General features: G+C 49.7%; 22 protein-coding genes and 3 pseudogenes. 9 read left to right on the forward strand and 16 right to left on the reverse strand.

What is annotated here, in order from left to right; translation table 11 throughout:
* Positions 1–50: 50 nt before the first annotated feature.
* Entirely contained in the window at positions 51–1499 is a 1449-nt protein-coding gene (locus CD000_RS08145) for an IS66-like element ISGst1 family transposase (RefSeq protein WP_096225413.1), read from the reverse strand.
* A gap of 94 nt (positions 1500–1593) precedes the next feature.
* Positions 1594–2469, reverse strand: a pseudogene (locus tag CD000_RS08150) (PD-(D/E)XK nuclease family protein); the annotation flags it as partial.
* Positions 2470–2638: 169 nt separating this feature from the next.
* On the opposite strand from CD000_RS08150, the gene CD000_RS08155 reads away from it, so the two are divergent.
* Positions 2639–3451 carry a coiled-coil domain-containing protein gene (locus tag CD000_RS08155; protein WP_096225414.1) on the forward strand — a complete coding sequence of 271 codons (813 nt, stop codon included), beginning with the start codon at positions 2639–2641 and terminating at the stop codon, positions 3449–3451.
* 71 nt (positions 3452–3522) lie between these two features.
* Here the strand turns inward: CD000_RS08155 and CD000_RS08160 are convergent.
* The 5 genes and pseudogenes from CD000_RS08160 to CD000_RS08180 all read right to left on the reverse strand — a co-directional run.
* A pseudogene (locus CD000_RS08160) lies at positions 3523–3801 on the reverse strand (sigma 54-interacting transcriptional regulator); the annotation flags it as partial.
* Between the two features lie 34 nt (positions 3802–3835).
* A complete protein-coding gene (locus CD000_RS08165; RefSeq protein ID WP_096225415.1) occupies positions 3836–4417 on the reverse strand; it encodes a Uma2 family endonuclease in 582 nt (193 codons plus the stop codon).
* 133 nt (positions 4418–4550) lie between these two features.
* Positions 4551–5106: pseudogene (locus CD000_RS08170) on the reverse strand (aldehyde dehydrogenase family protein); the annotation flags it as partial.
* 100 nt (positions 5107–5206) lie between these two features.
* A complete protein-coding gene (cysI, locus tag CD000_RS08175) occupies positions 5207–6928 on the reverse strand; it encodes an assimilatory sulfite reductase (NADPH) hemoprotein subunit (protein ID WP_096225416.1) in 1722 nt (573 codons plus the stop codon).
* Positions 6929–6954: 26 nt separating this feature from the next.
* The gene (locus CD000_RS08180) at positions 6955–8778 is read right to left on the reverse strand and encodes an assimilatory sulfite reductase (NADPH) flavoprotein subunit (protein WP_096225417.1); all 1824 of its coding nucleotides are present in this window, start codon (positions 8776–8778) and stop codon (positions 6955–6957) included.
* Positions 8779–9007: 229 nt separating this feature from the next.
* On the opposite strand from CD000_RS08180, the gene CD000_RS08185 reads away from it, so the two are divergent.
* Positions 9008–9904, forward strand: a complete 897-nt coding sequence (locus CD000_RS08185) for a LysR family transcriptional regulator (RefSeq protein ID WP_096225418.1) — start codon at positions 9008–9010, stop codon at positions 9902–9904.
* 30 nt (positions 9905–9934) lie between these two features.
* Here the strand turns inward: CD000_RS08185 and CD000_RS08190 are convergent, their stop codons facing one another.
* The 6 genes from CD000_RS08190 to CD000_RS08220 form a co-directional block, all read right to left on the reverse strand.
* Positions 9935–10858 carry a cation diffusion facilitator family transporter gene (locus CD000_RS08190; protein ID WP_096225419.1) on the reverse strand — a complete coding sequence of 308 codons (924 nt, stop codon included), beginning with the start codon at positions 10856–10858 and terminating at the stop codon, positions 9935–9937.
* Between the two features lie 17 nt (positions 10859–10875).
* Positions 10876–11166, reverse strand: coding sequence for an ArsR/SmtB family transcription factor (locus CD000_RS08195; protein WP_096225420.1), 291 nt, complete (start codon positions 11164–11166; stop codon positions 10876–10878).
* 25 nt (positions 11167–11191) lie between these two features.
* The gene (locus CD000_RS08200; protein ID WP_096225421.1) at positions 11192–12259 is read right to left on the reverse strand and encodes an IS630 family transposase; all 1068 of its coding nucleotides are present in this window, start codon (positions 12257–12259) and stop codon (positions 11192–11194) included.
* A 319-nt stretch (positions 12260–12578) separates the two neighbouring features.
* Positions 12579–12896: a YbjQ family protein gene (locus CD000_RS08205; protein ID WP_011230901.1), complete on the reverse strand. Its 318-nt coding sequence runs from the start codon at positions 12894–12896 to the stop codon at positions 12579–12581.
* Between the two features lie 67 nt (positions 12897–12963).
* Entirely contained in the window at positions 12964–13434 is a 471-nt protein-coding gene (locus CD000_RS08210) for a DUF2935 domain-containing protein (RefSeq protein ID WP_096225422.1), read from the reverse strand.
* Positions 13435–14049: 615 nt separating this feature from the next.
* Positions 14050–14307 carry a hypothetical protein gene (locus tag CD000_RS08220; protein WP_096226262.1) on the reverse strand — a complete coding sequence of 86 codons (258 nt, stop codon included), beginning with the start codon at positions 14305–14307 and terminating at the stop codon, positions 14050–14052.
* Between the two features lie 357 nt (positions 14308–14664).
* Between CD000_RS08220 and CD000_RS08225 the strand changes: the two genes are divergently transcribed.
* From CD000_RS08225 to CD000_RS08235, 3 genes are all read left to right on the forward strand, one after another.
* Positions 14665–15504, forward strand: a complete 840-nt coding sequence (locus CD000_RS08225; protein ID WP_096225423.1) for an MBL fold metallo-hydrolase — start codon at positions 14665–14667, stop codon at positions 15502–15504.
* A gap of 136 nt (positions 15505–15640) precedes the next feature.
* A complete protein-coding gene (gene speD / locus CD000_RS08230; RefSeq protein ID WP_096225424.1) occupies positions 15641–16435 on the forward strand; it encodes an adenosylmethionine decarboxylase in 795 nt (264 codons plus the stop codon).
* A 106-nt stretch (positions 16436–16541) separates the two neighbouring features.
* Complete coding sequence (locus CD000_RS08235; protein WP_096225425.1) at positions 16542–17663, forward strand: NAD(P)/FAD-dependent oxidoreductase; 1122 nt, start codon at positions 16542–16544, stop codon at positions 17661–17663.
* A gap of 104 nt (positions 17664–17767) precedes the next feature.
* Here CD000_RS08235 and CD000_RS08240 read toward each other — a convergent pair whose 3' ends face one another.
* Positions 17768–18319, reverse strand: a complete 552-nt coding sequence (locus CD000_RS08240; protein WP_096226263.1) for a YpiB family protein — start codon at positions 18317–18319, stop codon at positions 17768–17770.
* Between the two features lie 350 nt (positions 18320–18669).
* The gene (locus CD000_RS08245) at positions 18670–20184 is read right to left on the reverse strand and encodes a malate:quinone oxidoreductase (RefSeq protein WP_198962530.1); all 1515 of its coding nucleotides are present in this window, start codon (positions 20182–20184) and stop codon (positions 18670–18672) included.
* Between the two features lie 522 nt (positions 20185–20706).
* Between CD000_RS08245 and CD000_RS08250 the strand changes: the two genes are divergently transcribed.
* The 4 genes from CD000_RS08250 to CD000_RS08265 all read left to right on the forward strand — a co-directional run bounded on the left by CD000_RS08250 (position 20707) and on the right by CD000_RS08265 (position 25078).
* Entirely contained in the window at positions 20707–21840 is a 1134-nt protein-coding gene (locus CD000_RS08250) for an IS4 family transposase (protein ID WP_096225427.1), read from the forward strand.
* A 144-nt stretch (positions 21841–21984) separates the two neighbouring features.
* A complete protein-coding gene (istB, locus tag CD000_RS08255; RefSeq protein WP_013399917.1) occupies positions 21985–22704 on the forward strand; it encodes an IS21-like element helper ATPase IstB in 720 nt (239 codons plus the stop codon).
* Between the two features lie 176 nt (positions 22705–22880).
* Positions 22881–24287: an alkaline phosphatase gene (locus tag CD000_RS08260; protein WP_096225428.1), complete on the forward strand. Its 1407-nt coding sequence runs from the start codon at positions 22881–22883 to the stop codon at positions 24285–24287.
* Between the two features lie 89 nt (positions 24288–24376).
* Entirely contained in the window at positions 24377–25078 is a 702-nt protein-coding gene (locus tag CD000_RS08265) for a hypothetical protein (protein WP_233130415.1), read from the forward strand.
* Positions 25079–25269: 191 nt separating this feature from the next.
* On the opposite strand, the gene CD000_RS08270 is transcribed toward CD000_RS08265, so the two are convergent.
* The coding region (locus tag CD000_RS08270; RefSeq protein ID WP_143425279.1) for an IS982 family transposase at positions 25270–25683 on the reverse strand (414 nt) is incomplete at its 5' end.

The raw sequence follows: 25683 nt of genomic DNA on the forward strand, positions 1-25683 counted from the left end.
TGTATAAAAAAGCCCAGCACAAATAGGGCATTTCGGTCATAGAAAATGCCCTAGGTAGCGGAAAGAACTCGATCGATCGTTTCGCCTGCCAACAGAAGACATAACGAATCCCACACGTTTTTTTCGTGTTTCGTCAGTGTGGAAACGATGCTTCTTGCGATGCAAAACGACTGCGCGAATGTTTCTTCGCGAAACGTACCCGAAATGTTCTCTTTGACTTTGACCATGCGAAGATCGCGTTCGGCTTGGTTGTTATCAAAGGGAACATGTACTTCACGTAAGAAACGCAGCGCTTCTTCCTTTCGTTTTTGAAGGCGTCGAACAAAAGCGAGTGCTTTTTTCGGAAGAGGCGTCATCGTTTCTAATCGGTGTTGTGCTCTTTCTAGGATGCGATCATACACTCGTTCCCACCGTCTCGCTTCTTCTTCGGAAAGTGCACCGTGATGGGCTTCGACGGCTTGCTTGGCGGCTAACAGAAACGTGGTCATGCGCATCGCCCACGTATGCCCCTGTTCGATGAATCCTTTTAACTCACGCAAATGGTGGGCATGACAAAGGGCATGGGTGGCATGTGTGTATTTCGGATACGTACCGAACGCATCGTGCATCATCGTCCCTTCATATCGGGGAAGAATCCCGATATCATCGGTCGCTTTTTTTCCACGAGAAGCGTGAGGAGCCAAGTATGTATATCTCGATGTACACGCGACATGCACCCATGCGAGTTTCCCATTGATGCGCAAACTCGTTTCATCGACATGCAGGATGTTGGATTCAAGTAAGGCGTCTTCGATGATGTCCATATTTGATTCCAACGATTCGCGTCCTCGTTTCACCATATTGGCAAGAGTTCCCGTACTAATCGAGTGTTGATATAACGCTTCGATTGTATCACTTAAACGCTTGTACGGGATCAATTGGATATGATGTAAATAAACAACGAGCGCCGTGAGCCGTGGACCGTATTGCACATGATTCGTGACATGGGATGGGAATTCGGCTTGTTGCACGCATCGACAATGTGGACACGATTTCACTTCACGTTCATGTTGTGTCACCTCGATCGCCACAGGAGGGACATCAAACACTTGACGGATATCGACTTTGAACGGTTTGACTTCACGCAAAGAAGCTCCACATCCTTGACACGTATGCACACGGTGGACGACACGATGATGTGGATGTTCCACTTGACGGAGCGTCTTCCCCTCATGTCCCTCTTGCCCACCAGGCTTTTTGCCAGACGGCTCGCGGGAGGAACGCTTTTTCTCAAAACGGTCAGAAGATGGGGGCAAATGGCTATTGGAGCTGTTTTTTTTCGTGCGTGCTTCCAGCTCTTGAACACGGTACTTCAGTTGTTCATTTTCTTTGCGTAGCTGTTTGTTTTCTTTCAACAGTTGCTCAATGACTTGTTGTTGGTGAGTAATGAGCTGTTTTTGTTGTTGGACTTTGCCGATTAAGCTCTCAACTGTAAATACAGCTTGTTGTACCGTCAACATGCGATTCACCTCCTTGTCTATCAATATTCACATCATAGACAAGGAAAGAAGAAAATATTCAGCTCACTTTATGATGTGGCTGAATAGTTACGTTTTCTTGACGTTCAAGAAATTGGCGAAACTCACCGATCGTCTCAGGCAGCTGCCGCTCGCGGATAAAGCGGGACGTGTAGTTCGATAAGTACGGAACGAGGGAAATATGCGACTGTTTCCGCGCTTTGTCGAAACAGTAGTCATAAAACGGGCACCATTCACAGCGATAATCCAAATGCCAAAACAGCTCATCAAGTTGCTTCCCAGCCAGCGCCGTCAATTCGCCAGCCAAAAACTGTTCGAGATACGGGAGCAACTGGCTGATATCCGCTGCTTGCGGCTGCTCGGTTTTGTACGTCCATACCCCCGCTTCGCGCCAATCCACATTGCCCCTAATGCCGTGCTCCTCTAAAACGGAAGACAAAATCAAGGCGTACAACGCCGTTTGCACGCGGTGGGAAATCTTTAACACATCTGATGATTTGATGTCGATGATGCGGAACACAAAGCCGTTTTGCCCCGGAATGCACTCAATCAAATCCGGACGGCACGCCGCAAATCGGATCACTTTCAGATCCAACCCGTACCGTTCGTAAAAGCGCGGCGGCGCGATCAATGTCGGCTGATACAAATATCGCTTGCTCGGCCGCTTCAACTCGCGGATCGTCTCCTCTCCATCCAAATAGCAGTGGGAAATCGGCGCGCCAGGCTCTCGCTTCCCCATCTTCACCTGGCCGGCCAAATGAGTCGTGATCACTTCCTCTTCCCACTCAACTCCTCGGCGCAGCACGCCCTGATGCACCGCGGGCCGCTCAAACAGCTCTTCCGGCACATCGAGCTCGCCGCGCCGCTCTTTCGCCAACGACTGAAAATAAAAATTCCGCTCGCACTCATGATAAAAATAGCTTGCGATTTTGGCAGGAGAAACGTAAAGCATACATCGATCCCTTTCTAAAACGTACTGGCCGATGCCCGCACTGAGATTTGTCAGTTTGTTTATCCATTGTATCATATGTTTGTACGCTTTCCTATATACACCATTCCTGCTTGTCTAACAAGAACATATGTGCTATAATGAAGGAAATTAAGATGAAAGAGGGGCCAACATGAGCGAAGAGATCCTCTTGCAACTGTTCGACCGGCTCGGTCATATCGAAAACACGTTGCATCTCCTCGTCGAAAGCCACAAACGGCTGGAAGCGGAACAACAAGAAATGCGAAAAGAACAGCAGGAGATCCGAAGAGAACAGCAAGAAATGCGGAAAGAGCAGCAGGAGATCCGAAGAGAACAACAAGAAATGCGGAAAGAGCAGCAGGAGATCCGAAGAGAACAACAAGAAATGCGAAAAGAACAGCAGGAGATCCGAAGAGAACAGCAAGAAATGCGAAAAGAACAGCAGGAGATCCGAAGAGAACAGCAAGAAATGCGAAAAGAACAGCAGGAGATCCGAAGAGAACAGCAAGAAATGCGAAAAGAACAGCAGGAGATCCGAAGAGAACAGCAAGAAATGCGAAAAGAACAGCAGGAGATCCGAAGAGAACAGCAAGAAATGCGGAAAGAACAAGAAGAATTCCGACGGATCCAGCAAGCTCTCCTTGAAGGCCAAAAGCGGTTGGAAGAAGAACAAGCCCATATCAAAGCCGGCCAAAAAGAGCTGTATGATCTGATGTCTGCTCTTCTTCACCGCCAGGATGAAACCGACGCTGCACTCGACGCCCTCGCGATGGACGTGCATAAACTTCACGGCGAAGTCTCTTCCATCCACCAAAGACTCGACGCCTTAGAGAAAAAAGTCGATTCCCATGCCCAATCATTCACCGAACAGCTGAACAACATCAAGCTTGACATCACCTTCCTCTCGAACAAAGTCATCGAACACGAACGGGAAATCTACAAAATTAAGAATGTCATTTTATGACGATAAAGCAGGCGGGCCGCCTAAGCCCGCCTGTCCGTTATCTAAGCTCTTGTTCAACTTATTTAACCATTTCCCCCGTCCGCCAGTTCAAACAGCCCGATTTTTCCTCCTTTTTTCGCATGTGTAAACGATCCCTCCACATAGCCGAACAATTCGCTTTCCAGCAAAGCGTCAGGAATGGCCGCACAGTTTACAGGAACGAATGGGCGGTCAGCCCGCGGGCTTTCCTGATGAATCGCCTGGGCGAACAGCTCCTTGCCGGTTCCGCTTTCCCCCATAATGAACACTGGCAAGTCCGACTCTGCTGCCCGTTTCGCGATACGGATCATTTCTTTGAGTCGGCCGTTATGCTTGTTGTTATTTTGTATGTGCCTGTGCCGCTCTTTACGACGACAAAAACGCAAAAATCTCCTTCACGGAAAAATGCACCTCGGGAAACATGGTCGATGCAGCCGCTCCGTTGGCTGCATCGTACACGTCTTCTAGCTGAAACGTCCCCGATTGCCAAACATATTTTTCCATCACCTGGTGCTGATAATCGACAAGCCAGTACTCGCGGACTCCTGCTTTCTCATAATAATGACGCTTAAGCAGCCGGTCGTTGCGGGCGGTGCTTGGCGACAACACTTCCACCACTAGGTCGGGGGCGCCGTAACACCGACCTTGGCGCAGTTTCGTTCGATCACCAATAATAGATAGGTCGGGCAGCACCGTTACATTTTTCGTTCCTTTTTGTTCATCTTCAATCAAAAGAACGACTTGGAGGTTGCTGCCGAACACAAGACAAGGACTTCCTTTTAACGCCATGCGAAACTCGGCAATCAAATTGGCGACCACCCCTTCATGCTCATAAGGAGCTGGGGACATCAACACAATCGTTCCTTCGTACAGCTCCATCCGCTCGTCTCCAGCTAAAGAAAAGAACTCGCCGAGCGTATACCGGCGTTGCTCGCCTGATTGGCTCATGCCGCTCTCCCTCCCGCACATGCTATTTCCTCTATATGTAAGCAAACCGTTTGCTCGCCGACAATCGCCTTTGCCAATTCCCTCACGCTAAAAAAGCACCCTGCCCAAACGGCAGCGCACTTTCCTCAACTTCTTATCCTTTTACAAACACCGTTTTAATCGCCGTGAAAAACTCGATGGCCGCCCGTCCTTGTTCCCGCGAGTGGGAGCTCGATTGCTTCATGCCGCCAAATGGCGCCTGAAGCTCGACGCCAGCGCTTTCTTCGTTAATCCGCACGAGCCCGGCTTCAATATCTTGGATAAACGTTAACATTTTTTTCAATATTTCGGGTGAAAATCGAGGCGCTGAGGTCAAACGGCGTGTCATTGGCTAAAGCTATCGCTTCTTCAAACGTGTTCACTTTGATTAACGCCAACACCGGCCCGAAAATTTCCTCGCGAGCGATCGTCATGTTCGGGGATACATTTTCAAACACCGTCGGCTCCACATAAAATCCGTTGGCCAACTCCCCATCGTCCAAGCGGCGGCCGCCACAAAGCAATGTCGCTCCCTCTTCGATCCCTTTTTCGATATAAGAAAGAACCGTCTCTAATTGCTTTTGGCTGGCACATGGCCCCATCCACACGTCTTCTTCCAGTCCGTTGCCGATTTTCAGCTGTTTGATCTTCGCTAACACTTGTTTTTTAAATTCAGATTCATTCAATGGCATTTACCATCTTGACAGAGAAGCGACAAAAAACCGGCCTCCCCAACACAAGAGAGACCGGTTCGAATGAAACCGCATCAGTTTAATCGTGAAAATTCGTCCCATCCGTCACTTCTTTGACGATGCCGGCGCGGATGACGAAGTCGCCGAAGTGTTCACCGTCAAGCCGCTCTTTCGCATAGCGGGATAGGAGCATGCGCAGTTCGCGCAAAATTTCCTCCTCGCCGATGTTTTCGCGGTACAGTTTGCCTAAGCGCGTGCCGTTGAACGCAGCGCCGAGGTACATGTTGTATTTGCCGACCGCTTTGCCGACGAAGGCGATTTCCGCGAGCACGTGGCGGGCGCAGCCGTTCGGACAGCCCGTCATGCGGATCGTGATTTCTTCGTCGCGCAAACCGTTTTCATCGATAATTTCCTCGATTTTATCAAGCAGCTTCGGCAAGTAGCGCTCCGCTTCCGCCATCGCCAAGCCGCACGTCGGCAAGGCGACACAGGCGAGCGCGTTGCGGCGCAAGGCGGTGTACCGGCGGCCGTCGGTCAAGCCGTATTTGGCGATGAGCGCCTCGATTTCCGGCTTTTTCTCGCTCGTGACATTGGCGATGATCAAGTTTTGGTTTGGCGTCAACCGGAAATCGCCGGTATGGACTTTCGCGATTTCGCGCAGGCCGGTCATCAGCTTGTAATCGTCGTAGTCTTTGACGCGGCCGCCTTCGACAAAGAGCGTGAAATGCCATGTCCCATTGACGCCTTCGACCCAGCCGTAGCGGTCGCCGCTATGCTCGAAATGGTACGGGCGCGCTTCGCCGAGCCTCCAGCCGAGGCGGCGCTCAATTTCTTCTTTCACCGCTTCCAGCCCAAGCCGATCGATCGTGTATTTGAAGCGGGCGTGTTTGCGCGATGAGCGGTTGCCGTAGTCGCGCTGAACGGTCATAATTTTCTCCGCCACTTCCACGACTTGATCCGGCTTGCAGAAGCCGATCACTTTCGCCAGTTGCGGATACGTCGTTTTGTCCCCATGGGTCATCCCCATGCCGCCACCGATGGCGACATTAAACCCGGCAAGCTTGCCGTCTTCGACAATGGCGATGAACCCGATGTCTTGCGAGAACACATCGACGTCGTTCGACGGCGGAACGGCGATGCCGATTTTAAACTTCCGCGGCAAATACGTCGGTCCGTAAATCGGCTCTTCTTCGCCGTCAACCGCCGGCGTCCCCGCCACTTTCTCGTCGTCCAGCCAAATTTCGTAATACGCCCTCGTCCGCGGCAGCAAATGGTCGCTGATCAGCTTTGCCCACTCATATACTTCCGCATGCACTTCCGACTGGTACGGATTCGGGTTGCACATGACGTTTCGGTTGACGTCGCCACACGCCGCAAGCGTCGTCATCAGCGCGTTGTTAATGGCTTGCATCGTTTTTTTCATGTTCCATTTTAAGACGCCGTGCAATTGGAACGCTTGGCGCGTCGTCAGCTTCAACGTGCCGTTCGCATACTTGCGGGCGAGCTCATCCATGACAAGCCACTGCTCCGGCGTCGCCACCCCGCCCGGCGTGCGGACGCGGATCATAAATTGATAGGCCGGTTCAAGCTTTTGTTTTTGCCGTTCGGTGCGCACGTCGCGGTCGTCTTGCAAGTAGCTGCCGTGAAACTTCATCAACCGGTTGTCATCCTCTGGAATTCCTGCGCTGAGCGGGTCTTCCATCGTTTCGGCAAGCGTGCCGCGCAAGTAACGGCTTTCCTGTTTAATGCGCTCGACATCGCTTGGCGGTCCGTCCGGCGCTTTTAACTCGACTTTCGCCATTTCCGATTCCACTCCTTCTTTAGAGATTAATAGACGTCGCGTTGGTACCGTTTTTGCTTTTGCATTTCCGTCAAATACGCTTCCGCCTGTTCGCGGCTCATGCCGCCCTCTTTTTCGATAATCTCGATCAACGTCTGATGAACGTCGCGCGCCATGTGTTGCTTGTCGCCGCAAACGTAGACGACAGCACCTTCCTCAAGCCAACCGAACAGCTCTTTGCTTCGTTCAATCATCCGGTGCTGCACATACACTTTCTTCTCCGTATCGCGAGAGAAGGCGACATCCATTTTGGTCAGCACACCGCTTTTCAGCCATGCGAGCCATTCCGTTTGATACAGGAAGTCGGTCATAAAGTGTTGGTCCCCGAAAAAGAGCCACGATTTTCCGTTGGCTCCTGTCGCCTCACGCTCTTGCATAAAAGCGCGGAACGGCGCAACCCCAGTGCCTGGACCGATCATAATGATTGGCGTCGATGGGTCTTTTGGCAGCTTAAAATTCGGGTTCGGCTGCACAAAGACCGGCAACGTATCGCCGATTTGGACGCGTTCGGCGCAGAACGTCGAGCACACCCCTTTGCGCAGGCGGCCGTGCGACTCATAACGGACCGCGCCGATCGTCAAGTGCACTTCATCTGGATAGGCCGCTAAGCTGCTCGCGATCGAGTACAGGCGCGGCGGCATTTTGCGCAAAATCGAGATGACTTGTTGCGGCGCCGCATCCCATGGGCCGAAGTCGCGGAACGCATCCAATAAGTCGCGGCCTTTGGCGTATTCTTTCAGCTTCGCCTCATTGCCTGGGGCAACGAGCACTTGAAGCTCGCTGTTTTTCGACAGCGTCGCCAGCTTTTGCAACAGCGCTTTGGTCAACACAGTGATTTCAAAATGGGACGTGAGCGCTTCTTTGAGCGACCGCACTTCCCCGTCTTTGTCGATCGTCACCGTTTCTTCCGGGTTCCATTTCATTTCTTGAATGATGAGATCGACAAGCTCCGGATCGTTTTTCGGGAAGATGCCAAGCGCATCGCCCGGCTCATACTTCAACCCCGATCCTTCAAGAGACAATTCGAGATGGCGCGTTTCTTTGTTCGATCCGCGGCCGTTTAAGTTGATGTTTTCCAGCACCTCAGCCGGGAACGGATTTTTCCGCGAATAGACGACCGCCGGTTCGGCTTTCGGCACGGCCGCAGCGGCCGACAACACTGGCGCGGCCTCGGCATTGATCCCCTTGCTCAGCTCGGCAAGCACGCCGTCAAGCCATTTCGCCGCCGCTTCCTCGTAGTCGACGTCACAGTCGACGCGCGGATAAAACCGCTCTCCCCCGAGCTCCTCGAGCCGCTTGTCAAAATCTTTCCCCGTCTGGCAAAAATGTTCATACGACGTATCGCCGAGCGCCAAGACGGAAAAGCGTAAATGATTCAGCTTCGGCGCCCGTTTGCTGTGGAGAAACTCGTAAAACGACACCGCGTTGTCCGGCGGATCGCCTTCCCCATGCGTGCTCACAACAATGAGCAACGTCTCCACTTTCTTTAATTCGTTCGGCTTAAAATCAAGCATGGACAACACTTTCGCTTCAAAACCACGCTCTTTGAGCGCCTTGCCGGTTTTTTCAGCCAACTTTTGCGCATTGCCGGTTTGCGAGCCGTACAGAACGGTCACTTCTTTCGAAACCGGTTTCCCGCCCCCGACAAGCAGTGCGGGCGCTTCGGCGTCAAGCACAGCAGCGGCCGACTCGGCGGCGGCCAAATACCCGCTCAGCCAAAGCTTTTGCGACGGCGTCAACGTCGGCAACAAACGATTCAAAAGCTCAATCTGCTCCTGGGTAAACGGACTGTTGGTTACTTGCAGCTGCAACGGTGTCCACCTCACAATATAAAATAAAATGGAACGATTGGCGCCGTTTCGGTCTCAACGACAGGACAAACGCCAAATTCCATTATTCCTATAAGCCAAGTATACTTTAATGAGGGTATCATATTTACACTTTACCGCAAAACAAAACATTAGTAAAATAAATATAAATTATTAAAACTATTAGTATTTCTAATAGTACGGTCATCATGGGGACGGAGGAGAGGCGGACATGTACTATGAAGAGTTAAAAACGTTCATCACCTTAGCTGAAGTAAAAAACTTCACCAAAACTGCGGAAATTCTCCATTTGTCGCAGCCAAGCGTCAGCTTGCACATCAAAAATTTAGAAAAAGAGTTTCAAACGAAACTGTTCATCCGCTCCCCGAAGCGGCTGCGCATGACGCCGACCGGCGAGCTCCTATACGACCGCGCCAAACAAATGGTGGCGCTTTATGAACAAACGAAACAAGACATTTTGGAACACCATCATTCCGTCAAAGGAAAATTGAAAATCGGGGCGAGCTTTACAATTGGAGAGTATATTTTGCCGCCGCTTTTGCCCGATTTCCAAAAACGTTACCCAGAGTTGGAGCTTGAGGTCATGATCGGCAACACAAAAGAAATTGTCGAACTCGTCAAATCATATCAAGTCGACATCGGCTTGATTGAAGGGCAAACGAACGAAAAAGAACTGTCCGTTCATCCGTTCATGCAGGACGAGCTTGTCATCGTCGCCTCCAACCGCCACGAACTGGCGCAAAAAGAGGAGGTCACGATCGCCGAGCTGCAAAACGAAGCATGGGTGGCGCGCGAAGTCGGGTCGGGAACAAGGGAATATTTCAACCATTTCATCCGCTCGAACGGGCTGAAAGTCAAATCGCTCATGATCATCAGCAGCAACCAAGGCATTAAAGAAACGTTGATCAACGGCAACGCCCTGTCCTTGCTGTCGCGCAGCGTCGTCGCCCGCGACATCGAGCACGGCCATCTGTCCATCGTTCGCCTGAACCATCCACCGTTTTACCGAATGTTTTCCTATATTTGTGCACCGATTATGGAAAACAAACAAAACGTGCGCATTTTCCTTGAAGCCTTGCAAACCAATTGGACTGGCGTCAGCCAATAACAGAAGGGCGTGGTCATGGATGACCCGCCCTCACACTTCCATCTCCCCATGGCGAATATGCGGCATTTCAATTTGAATCGTCGCATGGCGAATGTGAAAGCGCGTTTCGACCAAATCAATCGCCCGCTGCAAAACCGCCTGTCCATCGCATCCTTCCTCAATGAGCAAATGGCAGCTTAACGAATCAAGCCCCGAGGTGATCGTCCAAATATGCAAATCGTGCACATCGATCACCCCATCAATGCCCGAGAGCGCCGCCTTCACTTCCGCATGGTCAATCGCCGCCGGCGTTCCTTCCATTAAAATATGCACTGTCTGCTTGACTACGGCAAATGCTCCTTTTAGAATCAAAACCGCCACCGCGATGGAAATGAGCGGATCGGCCGCGTACCAATCGAACAGCCAGATGACAAGCCCTGCCGCGATCGCCCCGACCGAGCCTAACGCATCGCCGAGCACGTGCAAATACGCACTGCGGACATTGACGTTCTCTTTGACATCCCCTTTGCGCATTAACACCCAAGCGCTTGCCAAATTAGCCAGCAACCCTATGACAGCAATGGCCATCATCGGCCCGCTCGCGACAGCAGGTGGATTCACAAACCTCCCGACCGCTTCCCAAATAATCCAAGCGGCAATCCCGACCAACGTAACCCCATTGACCAAGGCTGCTAAAATCTCAAAACGATAAAACCCGTACGTCCTCTTCGGCGATGCAGGCCTCGCCGCAAACCACACCGCCAACAGACTTAACAAAAGCGAAGCCGCATCACTCAGCATATGCCCCGAATCCGAAAGAAGAGCAAGGCTGTTCGTCACAAGCCCGCCGACAAACTCGAGCACCATGATCCCGATCGTTACACCGAGAGCAATCGCCAGCCCTTTTTGATTTCCTTCTCTGCCGTGATGATGCCCGTGATGGTGATCACAATGGCCGTGCGCGTGATGATGCATCCATCTTCTCTCCTTATTTATTGGTGTTGTGCGTGATCAATCGCCTGCTTTAGCAACGAAATGACATGTTCGTCATCACATGAGTAAACCAACATCTTCCCCTCACGGCGATATTTCACAAGCCGCAACGTCCGAAGCAGCGCCAACTGATGGGAAACCGCCGATTGCGACATGCCGAGCACTTCCGCAATATGGCCTACATGGCATTCTTCCTGCGACAACAAATACAACATCTTCATCCGAGTCGGATCCGCTAGGGCTTTAAAGATCCGTGACACTTCCTCAATCACACTTTCATCTATATACATGCAACATGAAGAGTTAACTTCTCAGTCATCCTGCACACCCTAAACGCTGCAGCACTTCCTCCGGACGTTCGTGGATGTAGTTGACAAACCGAGTAATGGCTTGAATGATATCGTTGCGATCCTTGTGAAATACATTGGCAATCACCGTATCTTTCAGCCATTTCCATAAGCGTTCGATCGGGTTCAGCTGTGGCGAATAGGGAGGAAGGTAAATAAAGTGAAAACACTGCCCTTCTTCCCGCAAAAACTCCTTGACCATTTTGGCATGGTGAATGCGGGCGTTATCCAACACCAAAACCATGAGACGGTCTAAATAGCGCTCTTTGAGCATTCTCAAGAAATCCAAGAACGTCGCGGCATTGGCAGCGGTCGTTTGATGAAGCACCGTTTCACCATCATGGACGTTGACCGCGCCAAACAGCGATACGTGGGCATGATGGCCAAACGTCGGCACTTGTTTTTGGCGGCCGACTTCCGACCATGTGGACCGCAAGACATGGTAAGAGCGGATATGGGTTTCATCGATGTACAGAAGAACAGCATCTTCTGTCTCCTTGGTGATCAAGTTTTTTTTTATCAGATCCATTTGTTTTTCAAATTGTTTTTGCTCATCCAGATTTCCTTTCGCCAGTGTGTACGTCGGTCGTGTCCACGACAGCCCTTTGCGGTGCAGGAGTTTTCGCAGCGCTTCGCGGGAAATGGAAACACCGAATTGCTTTGCGACATAGGATTGCAGGAGTTTGGTGTTCCACGCCGAAGCAACGTCCCAGCCCAGTTCCGCGGGAGTAGTGGTCAACACAAGCTGTTTGATCTTTTCCTGCTGTTCTTCGGTGAGAAACGGCTCCCGCCCGGGGGCGAAATCCCGATGAAGCAAGAGCTCCAGACCGCCTTCGTTGAACAGCGACACATAATGGGAAACGGTTTGTCGGCACACGTTGACCATGGAGGCCACCTCTTTGCCCAAATAGCCTTCCATGACCAGGCGAACCGCCATCACCCGTTGGCGAAGAAGGGTGTTTTTGATTTTCCGTTCCTGTTTGCGAAGTGTCCGAGGTGTCCATCCGTGATCGTTGGTGATTTTGAGACGTTTCATGCAGAATTCCGCTCCTTTTCCATGCTTTTCCTTAGGAGCAGTATAACCGGAGTGGGAACCACTTATACGAAGGTTAACTTTTCAATGAGCATATATATAAAAACGAATGATCCTCTGCGTTCATGGCTGTTCCCTCACATTTTAATATATGAGCATTTGTTCATATATGCGAATCATAAACCGCTTTTTTTTCTTCTGTCAATCCTATTTCAAGCTGCAAAACCCCATCAGCATCAACAGCCGATGCACTGACACCCCCACAACGGCAGCCGACAAAGCAAAAAAAAAAGCAGGGGCCGATAGACCCGCTGCTTTCCCATTACGATTTCAGCCGCACCGCCGTCCCCGTCGCAATGCACATCATCATGCCGTCGCGCAGCGTTTCAAAATCGAGATCCACCCCGATGACGGCGTTGGCGCCAAGGCTTCTCGCCTTATTGACCATCTCCTTGATCGCCATCTCCCGCCCTTCGGCCAGCTTGCTTTCATACGTTCCGCTCCGCCCGCCGATGATGTCGGTGATGCTGGCGAGAAAATCACGGACGACATTGGCGCCCAAAATGACCTCTCCCGCTACGATGCCCAAATACTCTTCAATTTCTTTTCCCTCAATGGTATTGGTGGTCGTGACAATCACAGCTATGTCCCCCTCGTGGCTCATCATAATAGGTGGAAGCACCCAATTCCATTATACTACATTGCATCTATGACGTCGCCGATGAATCTGTCCGCAGTGCAGGCGATGCCGAATGAGTACCGTACAGCAACAACTGCGCGATGCCGACAAAATACTCCGATTCGCGAATGATGTGATCGAGCACCACCTTGGCGGTCGGGTTTTGGCTGACGGCTTTGCTGCGGGTTTTGATTTGCCGGCATAATTCGATGAACTGAAGGCTCTGCTCTAGGCAGTACGACACAAAATGGAGCACTTGTTGATGCAGTTGTTCAGGAACATAATGGCCGGCCCGAACCACCGATTCAATATAACGGACCGCGTGCTGATGCGCAGCCGAAAGCGCCTCCTCCCATTTTTTCAACGCTTCCACATACGGCTCTTCCAATCCAGACGCAAGCTCGCGAATGACGATCGTATGTTCCGCTTCTTGATGCTTCCAAAATTCAATTTCATCCAAAATACGCAGCGGCATATGTGGACCGTAGTAAAATTGCACGCTCTTCCCTCCCTGTTTCCCCTCTTCTTTCAGTGTATGGGCAAAACAACGCGGATATGCACCATGATCGAAATGATCACAGCCTTCGTCCTTGTTTCACCTTGAAGATCGGCATAGCGACATGCATAGAAAACCGTTATCCAAAGGAGGAGTCCATCGATGCATGACAACGAACGCCGATTATCCGATTATATCGATCAATTGAACGCCGAGAAAAAACCAAAATCACTATGAAGACTTGCGCATTATCCAAAACAACGGGAAGGAGGCCATCGTAGAAGTGGACGCCCACAACACTCCAATCAAGCGAGTATATTTGAAACGGCTGATCCGGCAAGACGCGACGGGAATATGGACGGTGGTGGGATATGATCCTGCTCCATAATGTTCACAGAGATGAATACTGATCTCCACTATCTGCGTCATGAAAAAGGAGAACGGCCATCCCCTTGTTCTCCTTTCTCTTCGTTATTCCCATAGAGTAGTGAAATCCTCGTCAATGGCACGGTCATTGTAGCTGATGCCGGATGGACGGCTATTAACGTCTAAAATCGGAAAAGCCGCCCCAACAGGCTTCGTTCCCCTTCGGGACCGGCTTTTTCCTTTTCCTTTTTGTTAGCCGCGAACCATTTGGTACACATGCATCACCAAGGCGCTGACCGCCGCCACTCCTACAAACGAAACCAAATACAAAATCGGCGCCCCCGTTTGGCCAAACACAACCTCATTTTGCAGCATGGCCGCTTTCTCCCAAGCATTCCCCACATCAGGCTTATAAAGCTTCGTTTTCCAATACCCTATGCCGATGGTTGATGCCAAATACACCACATGAACGATGATCGAAATGGCGAAAGCGTGAATAACGGTTTTCATGAACATCCCCTTCTCACCTTTCGGAAATATGGACGGTCCTCCATTGGAGGCGTCGGCGCAAATGTCCATCCATTGCATCCGCATTCCGATACGATCTTCTATCATTTTATCATACAAGTTGCGCAAAACCATCCCCTGCATATTTCCGAATCGTTCCTTTTGATCAAACGTTCAATCCCCCAAGAGAGGGGATATTCACAGACGCTTGATTGAAGTAAGCTTAACTGTAGCATCGCTTTTCTCCATCCCATCAAGCACATGATGGGTGTGAAACGCCAATAACAAATGAATGAACATTCATTCTGTTGTGGTATAATGGTAACAACATCCTCACACCAATAAGGAGGCCCGTTCGCCATGCTGCTCGATAAAGTGATCAAAAAGCGGTTTGAAACGGAGACCGTGCAAAATGTGCGCATCGCCAAAGGAACGGCGATGTTTCAAGGCGTCCGTCTTACCGTCCGCTGCTTTGTCATCGATGGGGTGCTGATTGACACCGGCGCAAAATCGATGGAAAACGAATTTACTTCGTTTTTCCAACAACAAGACATCGACCAAGTCGTCATCACCCATTATCACGAAGACCATACCGGCTGCGCGGCATTTTTGCAGCGGAAGATGGGCCTGCCCATCTATATGAACGAACTGATGATCCATTATTGCCAGCAAAAGGCGGACTATCCGCTATACCGAAAAGTGTTTTGGGGCAAGCGCGATCCATTCACCGCCAAGCCCATCGGCGCGACGTTTTCCTCGCGAAGCGCAACGTGGGACGTCATCCCGACGCCAGGCCATTCCATCGACCATGTGGCGTTTTTGAACCGCGAAACGGGGCAATTGTTCAGCGGCGACTTGTACTGTCAGGAGAAAACGAAAGTCATCTTGCGCGAGGAAAACATCCCGGCGATCATCGCCTCCTTGCAACGCACGTTGACATACGATTTCGGCGACGTCTTCTGCGCCCATGCCGGCTATCTCCCAAACGGGCGCGAGGCCTTGCAGCGAAAACTCGATTACTTGCTTGAACTTCAAGGCAACATCATCGATTTATACGAAAAAGGCATGCCGCCGAAACAAATTCAAGAAACGCTTTTCCCGAAAAAATATCCGATCGTCTTTTTTTCGGCGAAGGAGTGGGACTCCCTTCACATTGTCCGGTCGGTCATTCAAGAATATCAAGCGAAACAGGCGAGCTGAAGCGGACGCTTCCCGGAAATGGCCATAGACCATTAGGGCAAGCCCGTATTCCGTTTTCTTCCATTTCAAATAAAAAATTACTATCTTCGCCAGCAACGGGACAAATTAAGAAAAAACGAAAGGATGGGTCCCGTCGATGAACGAAACACCGCGCGTCAAGCTGCACGGGTTCAACAACTTGACGAAATCGCTCAGCTTCAATATGTACGATATTTGCTATACGAAAACGGCGAAGGAGCGGGAGGCGTATATCGAATACATTGACGACGTGTACAATGCCGAACGGCTGACGAATATTTTAAAACGTGTCGCCGACATGATCGGCGCCCATGTGTTAAACATCGCCAAACAAGATTACGTTCCGCAGGGCGCGAGCGTGACGATGCTCGTTTCCGAGGGGCCGGTCGTCGAGGTGCCCGAAGATGACGGCCCTTTGCCGGAGGCGGTGGTGCTTTCCCTTGACAAAAGCCATATCACCGTCCATACATACCCAGAATACCACCCGAATGACGGAATCAGCACGTTCCGCGCCGATATTGATGTCGTCACATGCGGGGAAATTTCGCCGCTCAAAGCGCTCGACTATTTGATTCATTCATTTGACGCCGACATTATGATCATCGACTACCGCGTGCGCGGATTTACGCGCGACATTCACGGATACAAGCTGTTTATCGACCATGACATTACGTCGATTCAAGATTATATCCCGGAGCACATTCGCGAAAAGTACGATATGATCGACGTAAACATTTACCAAGAGAATATTTTTCACACAAAATGCAAGTTGAAACAGTTTGACTTGGACAACTACTTATTTGGCTATGCAAAAGAGGATTTGAGCGAACAAGAAGCGAATGAAACAACCGCCAAGCTGAGAAGGGAAATGGATGAGATCTTTTACGGAAGAGATATGCCGAACACCGTTTGACGCGGGCGCCTTTTTGACGCCTGCCGGCTTTCGGGCCGGCCCACACCGGTTCCCGATTGGCGCCGTCTATGGTATGCTAGTAGAAAAAAGGAAAAGGTGTTCATGAATGAAGTACATCATCGTCGGAGCCGGCATTTTAGGGGCCTCGACCGCTTACCATTTGGCCAAGGAAGGCGCAAACGTGATCATCATCGACCGCGGCGACAAAGGGCAGGCGACCGATGCGGCGGCGGGGATTGTCTGCCCTTGGCTGTCGCAACGCCGCAACCAAAAATGGTACCGATTGGCCAAAAACGGAGCGAAGTTTTACCCCTCCCTCATCGAAGAACTGCAAGCGCTCGGGGAAACGGACACCGGTTATGCGCGCGTCGGCGCCCTATGGCTGCACACGGACGAACAGAAACTGAAACAAATGGAGGAGCGCGCTCGCAAACGGCGCGAAGACGCGCCGGAAATGGGAGAGATCGTGCGGCTTCATCCCCAAGAGGCGAAGGAGCTGTTTCCGCCGCTTGGCGATGAGCATCATGCCCTATATGTGAGCGGCGCCGCCCGAGTGAACGGCCGGGCGGTGCGGGACGCCCTCACAAACGCGGCCCAAAAGCTTGGCGCCGCCTACATCCGCGGAAACGCCCGACTCCTGTTTGAAGGCTCCCGCGTCATCGGCGCGAAAGTCAATGGAGCGAAATACACGGCCGAAGCGGTCATCGTCACAGCCGGCGCATGGGCTGGCGAACTGCTTGAGCCGCTGGGCGTTCGGTTTGCCGTCACTCCACAAAAAGGACAAATCGTTCATCTCGAATGGTTGGCAGGCGAGACCGACCGATGGCCGGTCGTCATGCCCCCGAACAATCAGTATATGCTCGCCTTCCCTAGAGGGCGAATCATCATCGGAACGACCCATGAAGATGAAGCGGGGATGGATGTCCGCGCCACCGCCGGCGGCATCCACGAAATACTGGACAAAGCGCTCGCCGTCGCGCCAGGGCTGTCGGCGTGCACCTACGTGGAAACACGGGTCGGGTTTCGCCCGCGCACGCCTGGATTTCTCCCTGTCTTCGGGTCGCTTCCCGGTTTTACCGGACTTTACGCAGCCAACGGCCTTGGCTCTTCCGGGCTCACCGTCGGGCCATATTTAGGCGCAGAGCTTGCCAAGCTTGTGCTCGGCCGCCCGACCGAACTTGATTCGTTCGACTACAACGTCGCCGAGGCCATCATCCCGCTTTCCTGACGCTGCCGCACGGTGCAACACTAGCACTCCCACCCGATGCCCAACTGCCGCGTTCAGCGGCCAGCGCCGGCTGCGGGCTTGCCCCATGCAGGCCCGCAGCCCGTTTAGCTGTTTTGTCCTTCGTATTTTTTCAACTGTTCCGTCAGCTGTTGAAACAACGCCATATCTTTTCGGTCAAGCGCCTGGTCAATTTGCATTTTCAACACCGACAGTTCATGACGTTTCAGCGCCTCATCCAACACTTGCTCGGCCGCCTTCGCCATTTTCTCATGCCGCTCGTGCCGTCTGACATTTTCAAACGCTTGGTGATCAATAAGCCGAAGGTACGAAAAATTCCTTGCCTTTCCTGGAAAATGAAGCGTCAAATAAAGCGGCTCGTTCGGATGCAGCGCCAAATCGCCCATAATCGCGGCCAAACTCGTGCTTTTTTGACCGCGCCGATAAAAGACGAGCCCTTCCTCTTCCGCCATCGCAGTCGAAATGATCAGCCACCGCGCCTGCTTTTGCTCGGTTTCCGTAAAATGGACGTTCTCAAGCAAATGGGGGTGTTGAAGCAAATACTTAAGCACAAATCGGGCATCCGGATGCTTCAAACGATGCTGCTGCAAAAACGATGTTAAAAAATTGCGCTTTTCCAAAGCCGACACCCACCTCATCATTGCGTCACCCCCTTCACCCTAGCCTATTCGCCTGCCACCGCGGAGTTGTCTGACCATCTCCTCATTGTTCAAAAACCAAGGGACGAACCGCGACACAGGTTTATTCAACGTGAAGCAAATGATAGCGTAAAAACGTCTATTCCCATTCCATCCATTTACTTACTTTACAGTATAACCGATTTTGCCCCATCACGCAGCCGCGAGCGGTGTTCAAGGCTTCCGCCGCACATCTTTGATCCCATCAACAGAACAACAATCAAAATAGGAAAACAGCTGCCCTTCGTCTTCAGGCAGCTGTTTCTCACAGACGGCCAAGCTATCCCCAGCAGGCCGCAATTGGCATGGACCTACGCCAACTGCATCGCAAAGTGGCCGTTCAATCCGAGCGCTTCGGCTGTGGATGCTTGCACTTGCCGCAACAGCGCTTCGTTTTTCATCAACGACTCGCCGTAAGACGGAATCATCTCTTTCACTTTCGCCCGCCATTCGTTCATCCGTTCTGGGAAGCACTTCTCCATCACTTCAAGCATGACATGAACCGCCGTCGATGCCCCTGGCGACGCGCCGAGCAACGCCGCGATCGAACCATCAGCCGCATGGACGACTTCCGTGCCAAACTGCAGCGTTCCTTTGCCGCCAGCTTCCGTGTCTTTGATCACTTGCACGCGCTGACCCGCCACGACGATGTCCCATTCGTCGCTTTTCGCCGTCGGGACGAATTCCCGCAGCTCTTGCATGCGCTGTTCTTTCGACAACAGCACTTGCTGGATCAAATAGTTGGTCAAGGACATATTTTTCACGCCCGCCGCCAAGATCGTCAAGACGTTATGCGGCTTGATCGAGGTGAACAAGTCGAGCATCGAGCCGTTTTTCAAAAACTTCGGCGAAAACCCGGCAAACGGCCCAAACAGCAGCATCTTTTGATTGTCGATAAACCGCGTGTCCAAATGCGGCACCGACATCGGCGGCGCGCCGACTTTCGCTTTGCCGTACACTTTCGCATGGTGCTGCTCGACGACCTCGGGATTGTTGCACACCATAAACAGCCCGCTCACCGGGAAGCCGCCGATTCCCTTCCCTTCCGGAATGCCGGACTTTTGCAACAGATGGAGGCTGCCTCCCCCGGCCCCGATGAAGACGAACTTGGCCGCATGGCGCTCAACGGCGCCCGTGTCCAAATTCCGCACTTTCAGCTCCCATAAACCGTCGCTTGTCCGTTTGATATCCTCGACATGATGGCGGTAGCGGATCTCCACGTTCTTCCGTTTCAAATGTTCAAACAGTTGGCGCGTCAACGCCCCGAAGTTCACGTCCGTCCCCGATTCGATGCGGGTCGCCGCGATGGGCTCGTCCACCACCCGCCCTTCCATCATGAGCGGCACCCATTCGGCCAACTTTTTCGGATCATCTGTGAACTCCATCCCTTTAAACAGCGGATTGGCCGCCATCGTTTCGTGGCGCTTCTTCAAAAACGCCACATTGTCTTCCCCTTGCACAAAGCTCATATGCGGCAGCGGACGGACGAAATCTTTCGGGTCACGAAGAATACCGCTGTTGACTAAATAAGCCCAAAACTGCAAAGAGACGTAAAACTGCTCATTGATTTTAATCGCTTTGCCGATGTCAATCGACCCATCGGCCTTCTCAACCGTATAGTTCAACTCACACAGCGCCGCATGCCCCGTCCCGGCGTTGTTCCACTCGTTGGAGCTTTCCGCTCCTGCCTCTTCCAGTCTTTCAAAGACGACAATGTCCCACTCTGGCGCCAATTCCTTCAAGAGCGTCCCCAACGTCGCGCTCATAATGCCCGCGCCGATTAAGATGACATCCGTTTTTCCTTGTTTGTTGCCCATGTTTACCATCCCTATCCATGAATAGTTGTAAAAGAGCATCGAGCGATCGCTCGAAATGATTCCACCGATACCCCTTTTGTTTTTGAGGGCGATTACAAAATTTATTATAACACAATTGATTAATAGTATGTCACTATTATCGATTTTAACAAAAATATATTAATATAATTCAATGCACCGTTGCATATTCATGACATCAACACGACCATCCGCAATCGCCCTTCACAATAATTTTACAAAATCGTTGAATATTTCGCCACCATCTCGAGAAAAAACGCAGAGATTTTTCAAGAAGACTGATGAAAAACAAACGAAATCATTTCATAGCAGCAAAAAAGACGGCTCCATGCCGCCAAAGCGTCATATAAGCCATCTACACCCGAAACATTCCAAGGTAACATCCATCGTATTAGGCAATCGTTTTTTCACAGGCGTGTTGATTATCCAATAAAATCCAAAGGGTATAGAAAAAAGAGCACCTTTCCTGTAGAATGTGAGTAACGACACAAACAAACCCAGGAGGTGCTCTCTATGAACAAGCATACCACACTCCCGAATTTGATGCAAAAACTTGTTTCGGATGAAGAGATTCAACGGATTGCCGAAGCGGTTGGGGATCGTGATTCGTCTCGAACCTTTCCGTTGCGCGAGTGGATTCACTTCTTCCTGCTGGCCGCCATGCATCAATGGAAAAGCTTTCGCCACGGAGCCGATGTGGGGCCTCTGTATGGATTGCCGCGATTCCATTATTCCACAGTATCCAAGAAAGCGAAAGAAGTTCCCTATGACATCATGAAACGCTTGTTGGCGTTGATCATTTCCAAGTGCAACCGCCAAACCCGCCGTTCGCTTCGGTTTCCCAAACCGCTTCGGGTGGTGGATTCGACGACCGTCACGGTCGGGAAAAACCGCCTCCCATGGGCTCCGTATCACGGCGAACGCGCCGGAGTGAAGCTGCACGTCGCGTATTCGCCGGAATCCTCGCTGCCGGCAGACGTGGTGGAAACGACCGGACTGCGTCACGATGGCCCAGTGGGAGAACAGTTGACGAACGCTCAACAAGTGCTGGTGGAAGACCGGGCGTATGTCAAAATCGAACGCCTCGATCGATTTGTGGAGCAGCATCAGCTCTTTGTCATTCGAATGAAGGACAACATCGAACTTCATCAGAAAAAAAGCTTGAAACGCCTTTCCAGCACATCCTCATCGGTTCAAGCCGACTTCACGTGCCAGTTGGGGACGAAACAATGCCGATCGACCAAGCGTCACCGGGTAGTGATCTTTCGAGATGCAAATGGCCGCGACATTCGGGTCGTGACGAATCTCTTCCATGCGTCTGCGGAAACCATTGCCGACATGTACCAACAACGTTGGACCGTTGAAGTCTTTTTCCGCTGGGTAAAGCAATATCTGAATGTCCCGACCTTGTTTGGCACGACGGAAAATGCGGTATACAATCAGCTGTTTGGGGCGTTCATCGCGTATGTGTTGCTGCGATGGCTGTATGATCAAACCAAAAAACAGACGAACGTCTCTCTTTCCTTCATTTCGTTCGTTCGCCGTTTTTTCTCTGGGCAGCTTCCTCTCGATTGGAAATCCGGGATGGCCGCTGCTTTGTTTGAGTATGCCCAAATTTATGGAAGGTGTATGTATAATTTTGGATAATCAACACTCGTGTTATCAATTAATCAATGGAAGAGGTATACGAGAGCCAATTCAACCGAAAAAACACGTTCCAGATATGCCGGAAGCCATCCGAGGAGTAAGGCATTATGACCGCCTATTCGAATCCCAAGGAGATGTGGCATCATGGAACAAATGATTAAGGAATATGCCAAAAGACTAAAATTAAGCTGGATTCCAGCCAATTACCATACCATCCATGCGGAAACAAATGAGGAATTTTTACTGAAGCTGTTTGAACGAGAAGTGCAGCATCGAGATGAGAGAAGGATAAATTTACTACTAAAACAGGCGACATTGCCGAAAATTCCAAATAAACCTTATGATTGGCGGGAGATTCAACTAGCCCCAGGCATCACAAAAGATTATATTTTAGAAGGTGAGTTTACGAAAAATCAGGAAAACCTTATCTTCTATGGCGGAGTGGGAACCGGTAAAACATTCCTTTCCACTCTCATCGCCCTCAATTTGATGAAAAAACAAGGAAAAAGAGTGAAGTTCTATACGGCCGCCTCCATTGTCAATGCTTTATTGGAGGCCAATGAAAAAGGTGACCTTGGTAAATTTCTCAATCAAATCGAAAAGTTGGATCTCTTGATTCTTGATGAATTGGGCTATATTCCATTGCATAAACAGGGGGCAGAGTTATTATTTCAAGTTATTTCCATGTGTTATGAAACCAAAAGCATCATTGTGACAACCAATTTACCTTTTAGCCAATGGAATAATGTCTTTGGCGATCCCATTTTAACAGAGGCCGTCATTGATCGGCTGATTCATCATTCTCATTTAATCATCTTCAATGGTGAAAGTCACCGATACAAAGACTCAATCTCTCAACGTTAACCATGGAATTTGGCAAGTGTATGTATGCATTTTTAATTGCCATTTCATACATTTTCTACTTGCCAAAAACACTATTATTCCCTTTTTTACACAAAATTATTAAACTCGATTAAACAAGACTTAACATTTCTCCAATACAATTGTTCTTGAAAAAAATTTTTGAGGAGGGTTTAAAATTGTTCAGAAAAAAAATCTTACCCTTGGCAGTTGTTTCTACCATTGCTTTAGGAAGTTTATTAGGAATGGGAAGCGTCACAGAAACAGATGCAAAAGAAAAGAAAGATCATGACCATGGAAAAGTAAAAAATATCATTTTTATGATTGGTGACGGAATGGGTGTATCTTATACTTCCGCATATCGTTATTTAAAAGACAACCCAAACACAAAATTCGTTGAGCGAACAGAGTTTGACAAATATCTTGTCGGTCAACAGATGACTTATCCTGAAGACCCTGCAGAAAATATAACTGATTCTGCTTCCGCTGCGACAGCGATGGCAGCTGGAATTAAAACATATAATGCAGCCATTGCTGTGGATAATGATGGTTCAGAAGTAAAAACCGTACTTGAAGCTGCAAAAGCAGCAGGTAAAGCAACTGGTCTTGTAGCCACTTCTGAAATTACACACGCAACTCCTGCAGCATTCGGTGCTCATGATGAACATCGTAAAAATATGAATGCTATTGCCAATGACTACTATGATGAATTAATCAATGGCGAGCATAAAGTCGATGTTTTGCTAGGGGGAGGAACCGATCTATTTATCCGTAAGGATCGTAACCTTGTGGAAGAATTCAAAAAAGACGGATACAGCTATGTGACGAATCGCAATGAATTATTAAAAGATCAAAACGAACAAGTTCTTGGTTTGTTTGCGCCAAGAGGACTTCCGAAAATGATCGACCGAACGAAAGACATTCCTTCCCTGGAAGAAATGACAAAATCGGCGATTAAGCGTTTAAGCAAAGATAAAGATGGTTTCTTCTTGATGGTGGAAGGAAGCCAGATTGACTGGGCGGGACACGACAACGATATTGTTTCTGCGATGAGTGAAATGGAGGATTTTGAAAAAGCATTCAAAGCGGCTATAGAGTTTGCAAAAAAGGACAAGCATACGCTTGTTATCGCTACAGCTGACCACTCTACCGGTGGTTACTCCATTGGAGCAGACGGCATTTATAATTGGTTCGGTGCGCCAATTAAAGCGGCAAAACGCACGCCTGACTTTATGGCACAAGAGATTGCCAATGGTGCCGATGTTGAAGAGACGTTGAAAAAGTATATCGATTTGGAATTGACGGCTGAAGAAATACAATCTGTGAAAGATGCCGCTGAACAAGGGAAAACGGACAAGGATAAAGGTGTAAGAAGAGTGGATGATGCGATCGAACGTATTTTTGACAAACGTTCACATACTGGCTGGACAACAAGCGGCCATACCGGGGAAGATGTTTCTGTTTATGCATACGGTCCGGGAAGTAAACGTTTCGTTGGGCAAATAGAGAACACGGATCATGCCAAAATCATTTTTGATATTTTAGGAAGAAAAGGAAAACAAAACATTGTCATTGAAGATAAGTAGTGATCCAAAAAGCATTGAAAAAGAACACCCATCCCGTTGCCCACTCAAGCAACGGGAACTTTTTTGATATGCATATGGAGGTTCAAACGATGATGAAAAAACTATTTTTGCTTACAAGTCTGATAACTTTGCTTGTCGGATGCGGCCAACATATAGATCACGGAAACAAGGCTCCTCATTCAGATACTCAACAGCAAACAAAAAACGAACTAATGGATAAGTCGACCAAAGATACAAAGCAAGATAAGCTACCAAAAGAGACAAACGAATATATTTCAAACCCGCAGGTAACAGATGACCAGAATTTACAAAGACCAGGTGATTATTATGTAGATGAAAAGGGAGAAGCTACTTTAAAGAAAATAAAAATCGTAAACAAGACATACAATGTTGGACCAATTCAACTTACAGTTAAAGACGTGAAAGTGATTCATTTAATTCCTGATTACAGCCTTATTGATTATTTTCACGCCTTAACGCATGAGGAACAGTTCGACTTTATCAAAGTATTCGTAGAGATCAAAAATACATCTTCACAGAAAGTAAATTTCGCGCCGGTAGCTTTATTGGAATCAAGTACAGGCGAGAAGTTTGATTGGGAAAAAGATATTTATCTTGAAAACTTACATGGGGAAATTGAAGGAAACGGCACGAAACAAGGTAATCTAGGGTTTATTCTAAAAGAGCCGAACGGGGAAGATGTGCAATGGGTGAAAATGATTACGAGTGACGTCGTTGACCCAAACAAGAAAATCATCAGTAAAGCAAAAGAAATAAGATTGGAATTTTAAATGAATTCCTTACTACCATGAACACCAATCTTCAACAGAGGCATCAAGGCTACGAGATAGGCGATTACAGATGCAGAAACAGCTTGGTTGAAGCTTTGGATTTTTGGCGGTATTAGAGAATCATTTAAAAGCTCGAGGATTTGAAGTGTACTTAACCAAAAACGAAAAACACCCGTGGTGCTAGTTGAGCTTTAGCGCTCAACTAGCCTAAGTGTAACCAGGGAATAAGCTAACAATATACCGTCTAGTGCCACTTCAAATCCGATAATCGAATTGGCTCGGATCCCCGTGATGCGATAGTGGTCAACCAGAACCGAGAACACCGTCTCGATCACTTTGCGTTTTTGTTGGATCCACTGCTCCCATGTCTCAGACGCACGATGTTTCTGGTTTTTTCGAGACGGAGTCCAAAGCGCCATTTGGTATTCTTCGTACAGCCTTTTTTGCAAGTCACGGCTAATGAATCCTTTGTCCCCAAAGTTATACGGGTGGGGAATTTGGGTCATCACGCTTTCGGCTGCGATTCGATCGTGGCAAGATGCTTCCGTCACCACATACCCCATTGGCAGCCCTTGATCGGTCACTTGAAGGTGCAGCTTCAACCC

The sequence above is a fragment of the Geobacillus sp. FJAT-46040 genome (genome assembly GCF_002335725.1).
GTDB lineage: Bacteria > Bacillota > Bacilli > Bacillales > Anoxybacillaceae > Geobacillus > Geobacillus thermoleovorans.

What these genes read in the sequence shown, in the direction of transcription:
- CD000_RS08145 (WP_096225413.1), bottom strand. Translation starts at nt 1,499, where the DNA reads ATGTTGACGGTACAACAAGCTGTATTTACAGTTGAGAGCTTAATCGGC.
- CD000_RS08155 (WP_096225414.1), top strand. Translation starts at nt 2,639, where the DNA reads ATGAGCGAAGAGATCCTCTTGCAACTGTTCGACCGGCTCGGTCATATC.
- CD000_RS08165 (WP_096225415.1), bottom strand. Translation starts at nt 4,417, where the DNA reads ATGAGCCAATCAGGCGAGCAACGCCGGTATACGCTCGGCGAGTTCTTT.
- cysI (WP_096225416.1), bottom strand. Translation starts at nt 6,928, where the DNA reads ATGGCGAAAGTCGAGTTAAAAGCGCCGGACGGACCGCCAAGCGATGTC.
- CD000_RS08185 (WP_096225418.1), top strand. Translation starts at nt 9,008, where the DNA reads ATGTACTATGAAGAGTTAAAAACGTTCATCACCTTAGCTGAAGTAAAA.
- CD000_RS08190 (WP_096225419.1), bottom strand. Translation starts at nt 10,858, where the DNA reads ATGCATCATCACGCGCACGGCCATTGTGATCACCATCACGGGCATCAT.
- CD000_RS08195 (WP_096225420.1), bottom strand. Translation starts at nt 11,166, where the DNA reads ATGTATATAGATGAAAGTGTGATTGAGGAAGTGTCACGGATCTTTAAA.
- CD000_RS08200 (WP_096225421.1), bottom strand. Translation starts at nt 12,259, where the DNA reads ATGAAACGTCTCAAAATCACCAACGATCACGGATGGACACCTCGGACA.
- CD000_RS08220 (WP_096226262.1), bottom strand. Translation starts at nt 14,307, where the DNA reads ATGAAAACCGTTATTCACGCTTTCGCCATTTCGATCATCGTTCATGTG.
- CD000_RS08225 (WP_096225423.1), top strand. Translation starts at nt 14,665, where the DNA reads ATGCTGCTCGATAAAGTGATCAAAAAGCGGTTTGAAACGGAGACCGTG.
- speD (WP_096225424.1), top strand. Translation starts at nt 15,641, where the DNA reads ATGAACGAAACACCGCGCGTCAAGCTGCACGGGTTCAACAACTTGACG.
- CD000_RS08235 (WP_096225425.1), top strand. Translation starts at nt 16,542, where the DNA reads ATGAAGTACATCATCGTCGGAGCCGGCATTTTAGGGGCCTCGACCGCT.
- CD000_RS08240 (WP_096226263.1), bottom strand. Translation starts at nt 18,319, where the DNA reads ATGAGGTGGGTGTCGGCTTTGGAAAAGCGCAATTTTTTAACATCGTTT.
- CD000_RS08245 (WP_198962530.1), bottom strand. Translation starts at nt 20,184, where the DNA reads ATGGTAAACATGGGCAACAAACAAGGAAAAACGGATGTCATCTTAATC.
- CD000_RS08250 (WP_096225427.1), top strand. Translation starts at nt 20,707, where the DNA reads ATGAACAAGCATACCACACTCCCGAATTTGATGCAAAAACTTGTTTCG.
- istB (WP_013399917.1), top strand. Translation starts at nt 21,985, where the DNA reads ATGGAACAAATGATTAAGGAATATGCCAAAAGACTAAAATTAAGCTGG.
- CD000_RS08265 (WP_233130415.1), top strand. Translation starts at nt 24,377, where the DNA reads ATGATGAAAAAACTATTTTTGCTTACAAGTCTGATAACTTTGCTTGTC.